We start from the raw sequence: 14,876 nt of genomic DNA, 5'->3' as shown, positions 1-14,876 counted from the left end.
CTATAAAAATGTGCTTCCTGTTGCCAATTACAGCAGGAAGCACATTTTTTTATTTTATCCAGACCTTCTCCGCATTCTCCCATGTTGTTTCATAATCTTCCTGCGGCAAATCAAATTTTCCGTAATAGATTTTTTGCATTTCCTCTGCTTTTTCGATGTAAATAAGAGGTTCTTCTTTTTCTTTTTTAAAGAGAGGCTGAATATAAGTTTTCCAAGGATTTGTATACAGGTAAAAAACCGTTTTTTTATCTTCCGTAGAGGTGAATGCTACTGAACCATCATATTCTATTGCCCCTTTATAATTGGCATAAACCTTTCCGTCAACGATTTCAATAGAAAAATCTTTTTCCTCATAGGGAATATAAATTTTCGGAAGCACCAAGGCACTGTAAGCTCCTGCAATCACTCCTGCTGTCACCAAAACAGAGATTATAGAAGCTCTGATTTTCTTATTTTTGAAAGTTTTTTTAATATTTTTCAAAACCTCTGCCTGTTCTTTTTCCACTGTTTTATGAATAGGAATTTTTATGGCTTTGCTCATAGCTTCCGCCTCTTTTTTACAGCTTTTACATTCTGCCAGATGCTCCTCCACCATAGCTCTTGTATCCGAGCTTACCGCATCATCCACGTATAACGGCAAAATATCTTTTATAATCTCACAAGTTATTTTCTTCATTTTCTGACACCTCCATATATTCTGCAATTTGTTTTTTGGCACGGTAAAAGGTAACTCTTGCCCAACTGTCGCTTTTTCCAAACAGCTCTCCGATTTTCTCAAAGGGCAATTCCCCGAAAACACGGAGACTGAACACTTCTTTGTAAGGTTCTTTCATATCATGCAGAAATTTATGAATGGAAAAAGCTCTCTCTTTATCTGCCAGCATTTGAACAAACTCTACGGACGTTTCCGACTGATTTTCATTTCTTTCATAGTCCGCATAAAATTTTTCTCGTCTGCAATGTGTATAATATGTATTTTTTGCAATGGTAAAAAGCCATGCACGAATATCCTTTGTGCCATCATAACTCTCTATGGATTTCCACGCTTTTACAAAAGCTTCCTGCGCAATTTCCTCTGCGGTTTGTGCTGTTGCAGATAAGCTGCGTAAATATAAAAAAACATCCTTAAAATACAGTTCGTATATCTGTTCAAACTCCATGTTCCTTCCCTCCTTTCACCCTATTAACTCATCACTTATAAAAACGTTACAAAAAATGAAGAAATTTTTATAAATTATTGCAGACACGCCTGACTGAGAATGTAAAACTCTTCCTGACAAGGCAGCTCTTTCTTTTCCATTGGCTCTAATGTTCTGTCAAATTCTGCTGCTGCTTTTTCATCAATCTGCATCACCGGGCTGTCGTAATATACCCATTTTCCTCCATCTAACACACCTGCTTTTAATTCTTTTACCATCATTGCAGCCGGATATGTTCCGTTTTCTACACAAACATTATATTTTTTACAGCTTTTAAAGCCTCGGCTTACGTAATTAGCAGGACTTCCGAAAATCACAACCGTATCGTATCCCATTTCCGTTGCTTTTTTAAAGGAATGTTCTATCAGCATCTTGCCGTACCCCTGTCTTTGGTATTCCGGCAAAACGCAAACCGGTCCGAAGGTCAGAATTTCTTTCTCTATTCCTTCTTCATCTACCAGCTTGGCTTTTGTATGCATGATATTTCCAATGACTTTTCCATCGACTTCGATTACAAAATCCAATTCCGAAATAAAATCTTCATGCCCCCTCATCACATGAACCAGATAATGCTCACAACACCCTGGAATATAAAGATTATAAAAAGCTTTTCTGGTAATCTCTTCTACTCTCTGATAATCTGCTTCTGTTTCCTGTCGAATAATAACCATGTTTCCTATCCCCTTCTGTTTTTTAACAGTATTCTATCTAAATACATTTTGTTCTGTCAACGATTTCCCATGTAAAGATGATTTAACGGTCCTCTGCCTTTTCCCAAATCAAGACCTGCCCGAATAGCTCCTGTAAGATATTCTTTTGCATTTTTCACGCTTTCCTGTAAGGAATATCCCTGGGCAAGATTACATGCAATGGCAGAGGAAAGGGTACAGCCTGTACCGTGCGTATTTGGATTATCAATTTTTTCTTTGCAATACCAGATTTCTTTCTCATTTTCATAGAGAAGGTCATCTGCTCCCTGAGTCAAATGTCCTCCCTTTACTAAGACTGCCCCTTTCGTATATTTTCCGATTTCTGCCGCCGCCAACACCATATCTTTTGAATTTTTAATCTCTGTTCCTGCTAAAACCTCTGCCTCAAAAAGATTTGGCGTCAATACTGTTCCTAATGGAAAGAGCTGTTCCTTCATCACTTTACAGGCTTCCTCCTGCATCAGCCTGCTTCCGCTTGTAGAAACCATAACTGTATCTACTACAATATTTTTCACCTGATATTCCCGCAATTTTTCAGCAATCACACAGACAAGTTCACTGTTTGGAACCATTCCGATTTTTACGGCATCCGGATAAATATCCTGAAAAATACAGTCCAGCTGATTTGCCAGAAATTCCGGAGATACTTCCATAATATCATAAACACCTGTGGTATTCTGCGCTGTCAACGCAGTAATAGCAGTCATGGCATACATATTATGCGCGCAAATAGTTTTCATATCCGCCTGAATACCTGCGCCTCCGCTGCAATCCGAACCCGCAATACTCAACACTTTTCGCATTTTTCCTCTGCCTCCTCTTTTGTGATGTCCTTTGAAAGCTTCAAAAGTCTCTGACAAGCGCCCTCTATATCCTTTTGTGCATAAATTCCCGAAATCACCGCAACACCGGAAATACCGCTGCCCTTTAAAGCTTCTATATTCTCTTCCTTAATTCCCCCGATTGCCACAACCGGAATAGAAACCGCCTGACAAATAGACATCAGGCGTTCCTTTGTAATCACCTCTGCCTCTGTCTTTGTGGATGTCGCAAACATCGCTCCTACCCCCAGATAATCTGCTCCCATTTGCTCTGCTCTTTTTGCAGCCTCTACGGTACGGCAGGATACACCGAGAATTTTATCTGCTCCCAGCTTTTTTCTGGCTTCCCCCGCTTCCATATCCTTTTGCCCTACATGAACACCGGCTGCATCTGCCAGCAAAGCAATTTCCACATCATCATTGATAATCAAAGGCACACCATACTTATCGGTCAATTTTTTCACCTCTTGTGCCTCCTTTAAAAACTCCACCCTGCTTAAATTCTTTTCACGAAGCTGCAATAAAGTAACTCCACCCTTTAACGAGTCCTCAAGCTGCTCTAAAAAACTCTTTTCACCCACCCAGCTTCTGTCCGTAACGGCATATAAACACATATTTTTTCTTTCTAATTTCATTTTTTTCCCCTATCCTGTTTTTTATATTACAATGACTGTGATATAAAAAACCGGAAAACGCCTGCACGTTTCCCGGTTCTCACACTCATCTCCCTACGCTGGCATTACCCATATCAGGTTAAAGGGTCGAAGTTGATAACTTCCTCTCAGCCCGCTCACGGGCTCCCCTGCTGACTTTAATTTAATTTTTCTGTCCACTCTTTTTCCTTAAAGCCTGTAAGGACAAAATCATCGCCTACAAGCACAGGTCTTTTTACCAGCATACCGTCTGAAGCCAGAAGCTCAAGCTGTTCTTCCTCTGACATATCAGGCAGCTTATCCTTTAACTTCAATTCTTTGTATTTCATTCCGCTGGTATTAAAGAAACGCTTCAAAGGAAGTCCGCTTTTTTCATACCAAGCCTTGAGTTCTTCCTTCGAAGGATTATCTTCTACAATATGACGGTCCTCAAATTCCACCTGATTTTCCGAAAGCCATTTCTTTGCCTTCTGACAGGTACTGCATTTGGGATATTCTACAAATAATATCATAGGCAACCTCTTATTATAATCTGTCTGCGTTAGAAGCCATAAATTTGTATTCTGCCACAGAGCGGTCAAAACCTTTAATGTGGTCGAATAACCAATCTACTACATTTTTCTTAACCTGAGCTACAAATGCTTCTGTCGGTCCTTCTTCCTCTTCCAGCATTTCCTGAAGCTCTTTTACAGCGTTTTTAAATTCTGCATGTTTTGCTTTATGTTCGTTAATTCCCGGATACTGAATTTCTTCCTGTAATTTTTCTTCTGCGCTGAAATGGAACTCTGTATAATCTAATAAGTAATCCAGCATTTTAATTGCTTTTACTTTTCCCTGTCCGTCTTCGCAGCTTTCTAACAGCTGGTTGATACGTTCAATCAGTTCTTTATGTTGTCCATCAATCATTTCATTTCCGGTTACTAATGTTTCATCAAATTCTGCTCTCATTTTCTTTCCCTCCAGTGGTTTTCCTATAGTGTAACACAATTTTTTTCAGTTTCCAATAGAATTTTTTCCACTTTCTTTTCACAAATAGACGACCACTGACAATTTCCGCATATCTTTTGACGTTCCCCTGACAAAATAATTTTTTCTTCTACTAAATTTGAAAAATCATCCCATAAAATTTTCTTGCCTTCAGACAGCCCACAGCGTTTTAAAACTTCTTTGTCATAATGCAGAACAAGCTCCCATGTATTACAAATTCCATTTTCCAAATTCGGACATTTTTTACAGATTTCATCCCCACAGGCAACCACTTCAATCTCCGGATTTTTCTGCATTTCTTCATAAATTTTCTGCATATGAGCTGTAAACTCATCACTATATCCTTTTCCCTCAAAAAAATGAAGGCACATACCATGATGTGCCCTGATTTTCAAGCATTCCTGTTTCATCTTCTGACTGCTCCTTTTAATCTTCCGGTTAATACCACTGCCAAAGCAATTTTTAAAATATCCGGTATTACAAATGGAAATACGCACCAGCCCAGAACCGCTAAAATTCCTACTTCACCTGTCTGATGGGTATACACTGCCATAAACCATAAGGTTCCCACTGCATAACATGCCAATAATCCTAAAAGCATAGAAAGAATTTGTATCTTTTTTCCTTTTCCAAAAGCAATTTCCATGCCCCACATAACAAGAGCTGATGCTAGAAATCCTACAATATAGCCTCCTGTTGTTCCTGTGAGAACACCAATTCCACCGGAAAAGCCTGCAAAAACAGGAATTCCGATAGCTCCCAGTAAAATGTAAACCAAAACAGCCATCGTTCCCCTTTTGCCGCCCAGAATTCCCACTGCCAGAAAAACACCTAAGGTTTGCAAGGTAAAAGGAACTGCTGCCGGAATGGAAATCCATGAACAGATTGCAATCAATACCGTAAACATGCTAATATACACTAAATCATAAGTTTTGTTGTTTTCCTTTGCCATTATCATTTTTGTTACCTTTCTTCTGTCCTTATTTTTGCAAAGGTATCGTATCACAATCCGCCTTTAATTGTCAACTATATTTTATTTTAAGGTTTACAATCACTTGTTTTCTGCTGCTGTGCGAGCCTTTTGAGTAAAATCCTTTCCTCCCGCTGCATACCATTCTTTCACAAAAGTATCAAAATAGCCCACCGGTTTTTCACCGCAGACAATCTGTATAAAGGTCTGCTGCTCCAATTTCAAAAGGTCTTCTCCGACCTTTAAGCCCTCTCCCGAAAGAGGCAGAGGCTGACGGCTTTTAAAATTCAAGTCCACCAGTGTGCCTACTGCCGTAATACGGGAGGTATAGGCAGCCCAAGCATTTGCCGTAGTCAGATTTCCGTCTAAATAAGCCTTACAGGTACGATAATAAGACTTTTCAAGCCCTGTCAAGGAAGAGGACGGTTTTTCATTGTTCAGCGCATTTCTAATATTTTCCGTTGTCTGATACAGTGTATCCCGATAATCCACGTTAATGTTCAACGGTCTTGCCGTAGGGTCTACATTTAATGAAAAATACTCATTTACTTCATTTGCCTCTTTGTCATCATAGCGGGAATAATCAAAAATCACACTGATATACTTTGCCACAATTTCCGGATGCTCATATCCATTTCGCACCACCACATAAAGTCTGTCCTCAAAGGTTTCATATTCCTGCAATACATTTTCATCCTCTTTTGTAAAGAAATAAGGCGTCCATTCCGCATTTTTATCATAATCATAAGACTCCATCAGAGGATTATTCGGCGCCCACCATTTCCCGAAAAAAGCTCCGCATTTCCCATTCTTGATTAGCTCCTCTATATTCTCTGAGGTACGTAAAAGAAATTTTTTATCCAAAACACCTCTTGTATACAGTGTATGCAGATATTCCAGCGCTGCCTTACACTCCTGTGTCACAGAGCCATACACAATTTCTCCCTCTGCATCCTGCACCCATTTTCTGGGACTTGCATGAAACATAGAAAAAATTCCGTCAGCAGAATAGGTTTCGCTGCTTCCGGCTACCAGCTCCGGCGTGCAGGCAAGGCCGATAGTCTCTCCGTTTCCGGCTGCGTCTTGATTGACAAATTCTAAAATACAATTCATTGCTTCTTCCATAGTGGCAGGCTCTGCCAAGCCCAGCTTATCCAGCCAATCCTTTCGCATCCATAAAAGCGTTGGACCGTGGTCGATAACCGTATCCGGCAGCCCGTAAAGCCTGCCCTCATATTTTGCCGAATTTAAAAGTGCGTCTGTATAACTGGCATACATATCTTTAATTCGCCATGTGGTACATTCCTCATAAACCTCAGTCAAATCCTCTATCATGCCTGCCTCTGCCAGCTTTTGCACCGTTTCCTGCCCTTTCACCACCATAATGTCCGGTAAATTGTTGTCCTTTATGGCGATTTCTACTGCTTCCTCATACTGATTTCCCTCTTCCAGTTCAAATACATCCTTGTTTTGAATATTCAGCATTTTCTTTAAATAACGTGTATAGCCGTTGTCTTCATAGGTGTCTCCTGCCGGAAGATTAGAGTGGTTGCCTCCTGATATTTTCCCTAAGGTATAGGTAATTGTTTCCGGATATTTCCCATAAGGAGTATGCTCTGCTTCCTGCCACTTTGCCTGCATGTCCGTCTCCTGAGGTATCTCTTTTGCCGGCTCTTTTTCCCACGAAAAAAGCAAAACACCAAAGACTGCCGCCGTTACAATAATTCCCCCGAATAATTTTTTATTCATATCGGTTTTCCTCCTTATTCACAGGAATTACAATCTCAATTCTGCATCCCTCTCCCTGACGGCTTTTTACTCTCAGATGATATTCCTCTCCGTAAAGCAGCGTTATTCGTTCATTGACATTTCGCACCCCATAGCCCTTAGAACGATAAGTAAGCATAGCCCTTGCCTGCTCTTCTGACATTCCCATACCATTGTCCTCCACTGCCATAAGCAAGGTATCGCCCTCTTTGCACACAGAAAGCTTCAGCCACTTTTCCTCCTTCTCCGATACATCCAGACCATGCTCAATGGCATTTTCCACCAGCGGCTGTAAAATCAGCTTCGGAACGGAATAACTTAAAGCAGCTTCCTCTATCTCCTTGATAACCTGAAAACTATTGTCGTGCATAACAAGCTGAATATGAAGATAGGCATCAATATTTCGGATTTCATTAGCTGCAATCGTCATAGTCTCTCCCTTATTCAAACTGGTGCGGTAATAGGTTGACAATGACAGCGTAATCCTGCTGATTTCCTCATTATCTGCTTCAATGGCTTTCCAGTTAATAATGGAAAGGGAATTATACAGAAAATGGGGATTAATCTGTGCCTGAAGGGCTTTCATCTCTGTTTTCTGCAATTTAATCTTTGCTTCATATACCTGAGAAATCAGCTTGTTAATTTCCTCCATCATTCTGGTAAAAGTACGCACCAGCACGCCGATTTCATCTTTGGATTGGCTCACTACCGTAACCTTGCGAAGCCCCAGATTAATCTGGTTCATATTTTCTGTAAGCTGTTCCAGACGTTCCACCATTTTCCTTGAGAAAAAATATCCTAAAAATAAAATCAGCAAAAGACAGAGAAGCAACACAGGAATATTTCCAAGAAGCAATGTCCAAACCGATTTTTCCAGCTCTTCCTTTGGCTGATACAGACAGAAATCCCATTTCGTATCTTCTATTTTTTTCTCTATACATACATAATGCTCTTTCAAATATTTTAACGAGGTTTCCTTATCCGGTTTATAATGCTTATCCATGTTATATCCGGAATACACCACATTTTCCTGTTCATCTAAAATCAAGCCGCCTCTGTTTTCTGTCAGCAAATCGGCAAAAGGCTCTAATACCCGATTGTAATCCAAGGTCAAAACCAGCATTGCCTGTATGCTGTCCTGCCGATAAAACTTACGCACTGCCAAAATTTCTTTTTTATTTCCCTGCTTTACCAGCCACTGCACTGTGCCCTTTTCATTGATTTTGGAATACCAGGTCTGGTTTTGTGCCACAGACAGAGGCGCTAAGGTATTGCCGTGTTCTACCTGAATGTTTTCAGTATACAACGTAATGCTTCTGATTTCCTCATGGTATAGCTGTGGCATGGTAAACATCGGGTCAGCTATTTCCGTATACGCCAGATATGCCTCGTAATCAGAGGAATACTCTTTTTCCATAATTTCCCGTAAATCCGAGGAATAGGTTAAATAATTTATCAGGTTTGTGTAAATCTGTATCCGATTATCAATACTGTTCACGGACTGCTCCAGCACCTGCTCTAATCCGATTTGTTCTTTTTCCCGCATAATCTGTACGGTTCTTATCTGGGTATAACCGCTGATGACGCATACCGGTATCAGGCTGCACAAAATCATCATAATCGTCAGCTTATACCGATATTTCAGGTCTTTATATTTCTGTATCCATTTTTTCATACTCCGCAGTTCCTTTCCTGCAAGACTCCGGCGTTACTCCGAAATATTCCCGAAAGCTTCGGCAAAAATAGGAATTATTGGAAAAGCCCACTTCTTTTGCAATCTGTGAAATCTTTTTCTGACTGCTTTCCAACAGCTCTTTTGCCTTATCCATGCGAAAAGCCTTAATAAAGCGGTTTAAATTCATCCCTGTTTCCTGCTTAAAAATATAGCTTAAATACCCCGGTGATAAATAGACTTTTTCTGCCAAAATATCTACGCTTAACTCTTCCTGATAATTCTGATAAATGTAATTTTTCACCTGCGTCACTTCGCTTCTCGTACCTTTTTCTTCCTCTGCCAGATATTCCTCCAGCTCCTTCATGGCTTTTTCGGTAAGCTTCCACACGTCTTGCAGCCTTTTAGCACGGTATAATCGGTCAATTTCTCTGCTCAGTCTCTTCTCATCCGGCAAATCCATAACTTCGTAGATTTCCTTTATAATACTGGAAAATAAAAATTTCACATACATTTCAGAATATGCTTTTTCCGGATGATACACAATCTTCAGCTGCTCGAAATGATTTTTTAAATGTGTCATATCCCGATGATTGATATCTTCCAAAATTCGTTTTAAAAGCTCTGCGTCCCCAAGAGCTGTGTTTACCTCCTCATTCTTGCTCTCTTTTAAAGAAAAGATATGCTTCTCCGGCTGATAAAACTGGTCTTCCAGCACTTTCTCCAAAGCTCCGAAAACTGCCGGCAGTTCCTCAAAGCTTTTTAATTCCTCGCTGACAGCCAATAAACATTCCGTATTATAACGAAGCTTAAAAAACTGATAAATTTCCCTGCACAAAAGCGTATAATCGCTGTGCTTTTCCTTAAAGAAGAAAAGCCCTTCCCCCGCATTTAAGTTCAGATAAAAGAAATCACGGCGAATTTCCTCTTTTAATTTTTCTTTAAAAATCTCTTCTTCCATTTCAAAAAAGCTGCTGGAGGTCTGAATTAAAACCATATAATGATATTGTTGAAAATCCAAAGCCTTTTTTATTTCCTCTATATCCGTTTTTCCGCCATATAAGTAATTCTGCAAAAAGAACTGATATAAATAATCCTGTGTTTTAATCTGCTGTACCTCTTCCGCCTTTTCTCTTTTGATTTCTTCCAGCAGTTTTTTCATGGTCTTCTGAAATTCCCAAGGGTCTACGGGCTTTAAAATATAATCGGATACCCCATATCGGATTGCCGTCTGTGCATAAGAAAAATCGCTGTATCCGCTGAACATAATAATTTTTGTTTCCGGATATTGTGAAGATACTTTCTCTGCCAGCTCCAAGCCGTTCATATAGGGCATCTTAATATCTGTCAGAAGAATTTCTGCTTTTTGGTGTGCTAAAAGCTCCAACGCATCCCTTCCGTTGGCTGCTTCAAAAATCTCCAGTTCTGTCCCTGTCTTTTTCAATAAAAACTGAATACCGTTTCGCTCCAGCTTCTCATCATCTACAATTAAAATCCTGTACATATCTCCCACCTTTATAATCACCAAACAGGACTGACGCTTTCTGCCAGTCCTGTTTTCCCACATTTTCTTTTATTTTAACATGTATTTTTATTCTGTCAACGAAATCACCCTTTTACAGCGCCTGCTGCAACACCTTCAATAATATAGCGCTGGCAGAAAAGATAGAACACAATAATCGGAATAATGGATAAAACCAAAACTCCCATCATAGCTCCCATATCAATGGAACCGTATCCGCCCTTCAGATACTGAATTGCGATGGAAATGGTTTTATATTTCTTTGTGTCTAACACCAGCACAGGCAGTAGATAGTCATTCCATATCCACATGGCATCCAAAATTGCCACCGTAATACAAGTGGGTTTCATAATAGGAAATACCACCTTAAAATAACATTGCAGCGGCGTGCATCCGTCAATCATACTTGCTTCTTCAATTTCAATGGGAATTGCCTTTACAAATCCCGTAAACATAAAGACTGCAAGACCTGCGCCAAAGCCCAGATAGATTATAATCAATCCCCATGGGTTATCCAGCTTCAGCATATTTGCAATTTTAGACAACGTATACATTTCCATCTGGAAAGGAACTACCATTGCAAACAGACATAAAACATAAATAATTTTCGTGCTCAACGTTTTCACTCTGCTGATATACCACGCACACATGGAGCAGCAAACTACAATCAAAGCCACCGAGCACACGGTAATAAATAAGGTCCATAAAAACGCATCGAAAAATCCTGTCTTTTCCAAACCACGAATATAGTTTTCCCAGCCTACGAACATATTTCCCTTTGGAATTTTAAAAGGATAACGGCTGATATAAGCTTTCTTTTTAAAAGAGTTGATAAATACCAATACAATAGGGTACATATACAGTACGCTGATAACTGAAAAAATCAGTGTCAGCAGCCAACCATGTTTTGCTTTTCTTGCTTTCATTACTGCTGCACCTCCTTTGTTCTGGTTAATCGATTTTGTACTAAAGCAATAATTCCCACTAAGACAAAGAAAATAACGGCTTTTGCCTGTCCTACGCCTTCATAGCCGGGACGACCATAGAAGGTTCTGTAAATATTCATTGCTATAAGCTCTGACATATTTGACGGTGCGCCGTTGGTAAGAGCTAAGTTCTGGTCAAATAACTTAAAGCCGTTGGTCAGTGTCAAAAACGTACAGATGGTAATAGACGGCATGACCATCGGAAGGGTAACATGACGAAGAAGCTGTCTTGCATTTGCCCCGTCAATCTTTGCTGCTTCAATGAGCTCACCCGGTATATTCTGAATGCCTGAAATATAGATAATCATCATATAACCTACTTGCTGCCAACACACCAGAATAACCAGTCCCCAGAAACCGTAGGTAGAGGAAAAAGTTAAAGTTTTTCCGTACTGTGCCAACACACCGTTTAACAAAAGCTGCCAGATATAACCTAAAATAATACCGCCGATTAAGTTCGGCATAAAAAATACTGTACGGAAAAGGTTTGTTCCTTTAATTCCCTTTGTTAAAAGCATTGCCACGGTAAATGCCAATACGTTAATCAAAATAACGGATACTGCGGTAAATAGAACCGTATACCATAAAGCGTGATAAAATTCTGTGTCCTGAAAAGCTTTTAAATAATTTTGAAACCCTACCCATCTGGCATCTGTTACCGTTGTAAATTTGCAAAAGGAAAGATAAATACCCAAAGCAAAGGGTGCAATAAATCCTAAAACAAATGCCAGCATGGTGGGCAATACAAACACAGGAAAATATTTTTTAATTGACTTTTCCAATTTTCTTCCCCCTTTTATCAGGAAAAGGGCTGCCTGTATAAAAAACTTTTACACAGCAGCCCTGTTTCTCATCTTCTTTATTCTGCGTGTGCTGCTTCGTATTCAGAAGCCCAGCCATCTACAAATGCAGCTTTCACAGCGTCCCATTCTCCTGTTCCCTGTGCATATTCCAGCATTGCAGAACCAACCTTATTCTTCCATTCTTCGGAAGGCATAGTTGTAAAGTTCCAGCTTACCGGTGTTTTGCCTGCTTTTGCATATTCATCATTTGCTTTTACCAACGGATTTTCCGGCAGATATTCATCAAAGGTCTTAAACGGTGTAATAAATCCCATTTCATTTGCAAGCATATCTCGTCCTTCATCACTTTCTACAACCCATGTAAGGAAGTCCAAGGTTGCCTGAATATCCTCTTCTGACGCTTTCTTATTTACGCACCAGTAGTTTTCAGAACCTGTACAAAGTCCCTGATTTTCTTCACCTTCTGCACCGATATAGATAGGAAGCATTCCCATATCTTCATCTGCTACTTCCATGTCTTTAATATCATTGTAAGCCCATGTTCCGTTCTGGTAGAAAACTGCTTCTCCAAGTGCAAATTCTGAAGCTGCATCTTCACCTGTCTTAGAGGAAATCATAGAAGGTTCACAAGTGGAGTCTTTTAAATATAAATCCCATACATTTTTGAAGTTTTCAAGATAAGTGCCTTTGATTGCCTCTGAGGAAGTAATTCCGTCTTCTTTATATTCATAGTAAACCGGAAGGTTCGCTAAATGTGTTTTAAATCTCCAGTCAGAAGAAGCATCCATACCGGCAGATGTAAATGCACCGGAAACACCTAACTCATCTTTGTTTTTCTGAATACCGTCTGCTACTTTTTTCAGTGCTTCAAAATTGTTTAATTCATCAATGGATTTGATTTCTGCATCCGGAAGTTCAAAGTATTTATTCAGCAACGCTTTGTTATAAATCAAACCATAAGTTTCAATTACATAAGCGATACCCTGAACAGCGTCTCCGTCTTTTAATACATAGTCGTCACTGCTCACATCTTTATAAATCTGAGAGTCGGATAAGTCATAACAGTAATCCTTCCATGAAGCCAGTCCCACCGGGCCGTTTACCTGAAACAGTGTAGGAGGCTCGTCCTTTGCCATTTCAGATTTCAAGGTAGACTCATAAGTGCCGGCTGCGGCTGTCTGTACCTCTACTTCCACACCGGTTTCATCTGTATAAGTTTTTGCCAGCTCTACCCACTGGTCTGCCTGCTCCGGTTTAAAGTTCAGATAATATACCTTTCCGTCTCCGCCTTTTTCCTTGTCACCTTTTGCTTCGGAAGACTCTTTCTTTGGTGTTTCTTTGTCTTCGTTTTCTGTGCTGCCGCCGCAGCCTGCCAACATAGATGTAAGCATCGTTGCTGTCATCAGCATTGCAAATACTTTTTTAAATTTCATAATTGGTTACCTCCCTTTATTTACGTGCTTTTTTGTTTGTCTATATTATATCTATGCAGAAATGAAAAAAATATAATAAAAAACCCAGAAACATGTTCAATTTCCATGTTTCCGGGTTCTTTCTGTGCAATATGCTTTATTTACAAGTCGATTTCTATTTTTTGTTGTTCTATTTTATGCTTCTCCGCAAATCCTGTTAAAATCATAGTCAGCGCTCCGTCACCGGTGACGTTACAAGCAGTACCAAAGCTGTCCTGCAATGCAAAAATTGTCAATATCAAAGCTGTACCTGTTTCATCAAATCCTAAAACGCTGATAATCAAGCCCAGAGATGCCATAACTGTACCGCCCGGCACTCCCGGTGCTCCAATGGCAAACACACCTAAAAGGACACAAAACAATATCATACTTCCCATGGAAGGCAGTTCTCCGTATAAAATCTTAGAAACTACCATAACAAAAAATACCTCAGTTAAAACAGAACCACATAAATGAATGTTGGCAAAAAGTGGAATTCCAAAATCTACCATATCATCACGCAGCTCCGGCTCAGATTTCTTTGCACAGCGCAGAGCAACAGCCAATGTTGCTGCAGATGACATCGTTCCCACTGCTGTCAGATAAGCCGGACCATAATTTTTTAATACCTTCCATGGATTTTTACCGGAATAAATTCCACCTGCCAGATACAGGAGCGCCAGCCAGATATAATGCCCTGCCATTACAATTAAAATTACTTTTAAAAATACAGGAAGCTGTTTTGTAATCGTTCCTTCATAAGATAACGCACAAAAAGTAACTGCAATAAAAAATGGCAAAATAGGGATAAGCACTTTTGATACAATTAAAAGCACAATCTTTTGAAATTCATCTAAAAGCTTGATTGTAGTCTTTGCTTTTGTCCATGTTGCAGCAAGGCCAAGCAGAACTGATAAAACCAGAGCGCTCATAACCGGCATAATCTGTGGTATTTCCAGTTTAAATACCAGCTTTGGAAGCTCTTTTAAACCATCTACCTCTGAAACTATGGATAAATGAGGAATTAAAGTATATCCTGCTCCCATAGAAAACAATGCGGCTAAAACAGATGATGAATATGCGCAAAAAATTGCCACTCCCAGTATTTTAGATGCATTATTTCCCAATTTTGTAATGGACGGTGCAATAAACCCAATAATAATCAGTGGTACACAAAAGGTAATGACCTGACCCAAAATAAACTTGGCTGTCACAACTACATGCATCACCGGGAGATTTGCCACCTGCCCTGCAAGAATACCGATTACGACTCCTAAAAGCAGGCGAAAAGGCAAGTTGTTAAATAATTTTTTCACTGTCTTCTTTCCTTTCTAT

At 39.7% G+C, this 14,876-nt stretch carries 16 protein-coding genes and 1 riboswitch; all 16 genes read right to left on the bottom strand.

What is annotated here, in order from left to right; translation table 11 throughout:
- Positions 1-49 precede the first annotated feature (49 nt).
- The 16 genes from BQ7352_RS10370 to BQ7352_RS10295 all read right to left on the bottom strand — a co-directional run bounded on the left by BQ7352_RS10370 (position 50) and on the right by BQ7352_RS10295 (position 14,857).
- Positions 50-676, bottom strand: coding sequence for a zf-HC2 domain-containing protein (locus BQ7352_RS10370; RefSeq protein WP_072449142.1), 627 nt, complete (start codon positions 674-676; stop codon positions 50-52).
- On the bottom strand, positions 657-1,160 hold the full coding sequence (locus BQ7352_RS10365) for an RNA polymerase sigma factor (protein ID WP_072449141.1): 504 nt from the start codon (positions 1,158-1,160) through the stop codon (positions 657-659). Before BQ7352_RS10365 ends, BQ7352_RS10370 begins: the two co-directional genes overlap by 20 nt.
- A gap of 74 nt (positions 1,161-1,234) precedes the next feature.
- Positions 1,235-1,870: a GNAT family N-acetyltransferase gene (locus tag BQ7352_RS10360; RefSeq protein WP_072449140.1), complete on the bottom strand. Its 636-nt coding sequence runs from the start codon at positions 1,868-1,870 to the stop codon at positions 1,235-1,237.
- Positions 1,871-1,926: 56 nt separating this feature from the next.
- Entirely contained in the window at positions 1,927-2,712 is a 786-nt protein-coding gene (thiD, locus tag BQ7352_RS10355; RefSeq protein WP_072449139.1) for a bifunctional hydroxymethylpyrimidine kinase/phosphomethylpyrimidine kinase, read from the bottom strand.
- Positions 2,697-3,365, bottom strand: coding sequence for a thiamine phosphate synthase (gene thiE / locus BQ7352_RS10350; protein WP_072449138.1), 669 nt, complete (start codon positions 3,363-3,365; stop codon positions 2,697-2,699). The genes thiD and thiE overlap by 16 nt, the downstream gene beginning before the upstream one ends.
- A 73-nt stretch (positions 3,366-3,438) precedes the next feature.
- Positions 3,439-3,544: riboswitch (TPP riboswitch) on the bottom strand.
- A complete protein-coding gene (locus BQ7352_RS10345; protein ID WP_072449831.1) occupies positions 3,542-3,892 on the bottom strand; it encodes an arsenate reductase family protein in 351 nt (116 codons plus the stop codon). Its footprint overlaps the riboswitch before it by 3 nt.
- A 16-nt stretch (positions 3,893-3,908) precedes the next feature.
- A complete protein-coding gene (locus BQ7352_RS10340) occupies positions 3,909-4,331 on the bottom strand; it encodes a bacteriohemerythrin (RefSeq protein WP_022239452.1) in 423 nt (140 codons plus the stop codon).
- Between the two features lie 23 nt (positions 4,332-4,354).
- Entirely contained in the window at positions 4,355-4,780 is a 426-nt protein-coding gene (locus BQ7352_RS10335) for a DUF1284 domain-containing protein (protein WP_072449137.1), read from the bottom strand.
- Positions 4,777-5,328, bottom strand: a complete 552-nt coding sequence (locus BQ7352_RS10330) for a biotin transporter BioY (protein ID WP_072449136.1) — start codon at positions 5,326-5,328, stop codon at positions 4,777-4,779. The genes BQ7352_RS10335 and BQ7352_RS10330 overlap by 4 nt, the downstream gene beginning before the upstream one ends.
- Positions 5,329-5,421: 93 nt before the next feature.
- Positions 5,422-7,089, bottom strand: a complete 1,668-nt coding sequence (locus tag BQ7352_RS10325) for an extracellular solute-binding protein (RefSeq protein ID WP_072449135.1) — start codon at positions 7,087-7,089, stop codon at positions 5,422-5,424.
- Positions 7,082-8,782, bottom strand: a complete 1,701-nt coding sequence (locus tag BQ7352_RS10320) for a sensor histidine kinase (RefSeq protein ID WP_072449134.1) — start codon at positions 8,780-8,782, stop codon at positions 7,082-7,084. The genes BQ7352_RS10325 and BQ7352_RS10320 overlap by 8 nt, the downstream gene beginning before the upstream one ends.
- Positions 8,757-10,283: a response regulator transcription factor gene (locus tag BQ7352_RS10315; protein ID WP_072449830.1), complete on the bottom strand. Its 1,527-nt coding sequence runs from the start codon at positions 10,281-10,283 to the stop codon at positions 8,757-8,759. The genes BQ7352_RS10320 and BQ7352_RS10315 overlap by 26 nt, the downstream gene beginning before the upstream one ends.
- A gap of 104 nt (positions 10,284-10,387) precedes the next feature.
- Complete coding sequence (locus BQ7352_RS10310; protein ID WP_072449133.1) at positions 10,388-11,227, bottom strand: carbohydrate ABC transporter permease; 840 nt, start codon at positions 11,225-11,227, stop codon at positions 10,388-10,390.
- Entirely contained in the window at positions 11,227-12,069 is an 843-nt protein-coding gene (locus tag BQ7352_RS10305) for a carbohydrate ABC transporter permease (protein ID WP_072449132.1), read from the bottom strand. The genes BQ7352_RS10310 and BQ7352_RS10305 overlap by 1 nt, the downstream gene beginning before the upstream one ends.
- 77 nt (positions 12,070-12,146) lie before the next feature.
- The gene (locus BQ7352_RS10300) at positions 12,147-13,523 is read right to left on the bottom strand and encodes an ABC transporter substrate-binding protein (protein ID WP_072449131.1); all 1,377 of its coding nucleotides are present in this window, start codon (positions 13,521-13,523) and stop codon (positions 12,147-12,149) included.
- A gap of 140 nt (positions 13,524-13,663) precedes the next feature.
- Complete coding sequence (locus BQ7352_RS10295) at positions 13,664-14,857, bottom strand: dicarboxylate/amino acid:cation symporter (RefSeq protein ID WP_072449130.1); 1,194 nt, start codon at positions 14,855-14,857, stop codon at positions 13,664-13,666.
- Positions 14,858-14,876: the final 19 nt, after the last annotated feature.

The sequence above is a fragment of the Blautia sp. Marseille-P3201T genome, from assembly GCF_900120295.1.
In the GTDB taxonomy this organism is placed as follows: Bacteria; Bacillota; Clostridia; order Lachnospirales; family Lachnospiraceae; genus Blautia.
The sequence above is the reverse complement of the archived record's forward strand: the minus strand, read 5'-3'. Positions and strand labels throughout refer to the sequence as shown.

Coding starts and splice junctions, on each gene's coding strand:
- BQ7352_RS10335 (WP_072449137.1), bottom strand. CDS start 4,780: ATGAAACAGGAATGCTTGAAAATCAGGGCACATCATGGTATGTGCCTT.
- BQ7352_RS10360 (WP_072449140.1), bottom strand. CDS start 1,870: ATGGTTATTATTCGACAGGAAACAGAAGCAGATTATCAGAGAGTAGAA.
- BQ7352_RS10325 (WP_072449135.1), bottom strand. CDS start 7,089: ATGAATAAAAAATTATTCGGGGGAATTATTGTAACGGCGGCAGTCTTT.
- thiD (WP_072449139.1), bottom strand. CDS start 2,712: ATGCGAAAAGTGTTGAGTATTGCGGGTTCGGATTGCAGCGGAGGCGCA.
- BQ7352_RS10340 (WP_022239452.1), bottom strand. CDS start 4,331: ATGAGAGCAGAATTTGATGAAACATTAGTAACCGGAAATGAAATGATT.
- BQ7352_RS10365 (WP_072449141.1), bottom strand. CDS start 1,160: ATGGAGTTTGAACAGATATACGAACTGTATTTTAAGGATGTTTTTTTA.
- BQ7352_RS10370 (WP_072449142.1), bottom strand. CDS start 676: ATGAAGAAAATAACTTGTGAGATTATAAAAGATATTTTGCCGTTATAC.
- BQ7352_RS10320 (WP_072449134.1), bottom strand. CDS start 8,782: ATGAAAAAATGGATACAGAAATATAAAGACCTGAAATATCGGTATAAG.
- BQ7352_RS10330 (WP_072449136.1), bottom strand. CDS start 5,328: ATGATAATGGCAAAGGAAAACAACAAAACTTATGATTTAGTGTATATT.
- thiE (WP_072449138.1), bottom strand. CDS start 3,365: ATGAAATTAGAAAGAAAAAATATGTGTTTATATGCCGTTACGGACAGA.
- BQ7352_RS10300 (WP_072449131.1), bottom strand. CDS start 13,523: ATGAAATTTAAAAAAGTATTTGCAATGCTGATGACAGCAACGATGCTT.
- BQ7352_RS10315 (WP_072449830.1), bottom strand. CDS start 10,283: ATGTACAGGATTTTAATTGTAGATGATGAGAAGCTGGAGCGAAACGGT.
- BQ7352_RS10310 (WP_072449133.1), bottom strand. CDS start 11,227: ATGAAAGCAAGAAAAGCAAAACATGGTTGGCTGCTGACACTGATTTTT.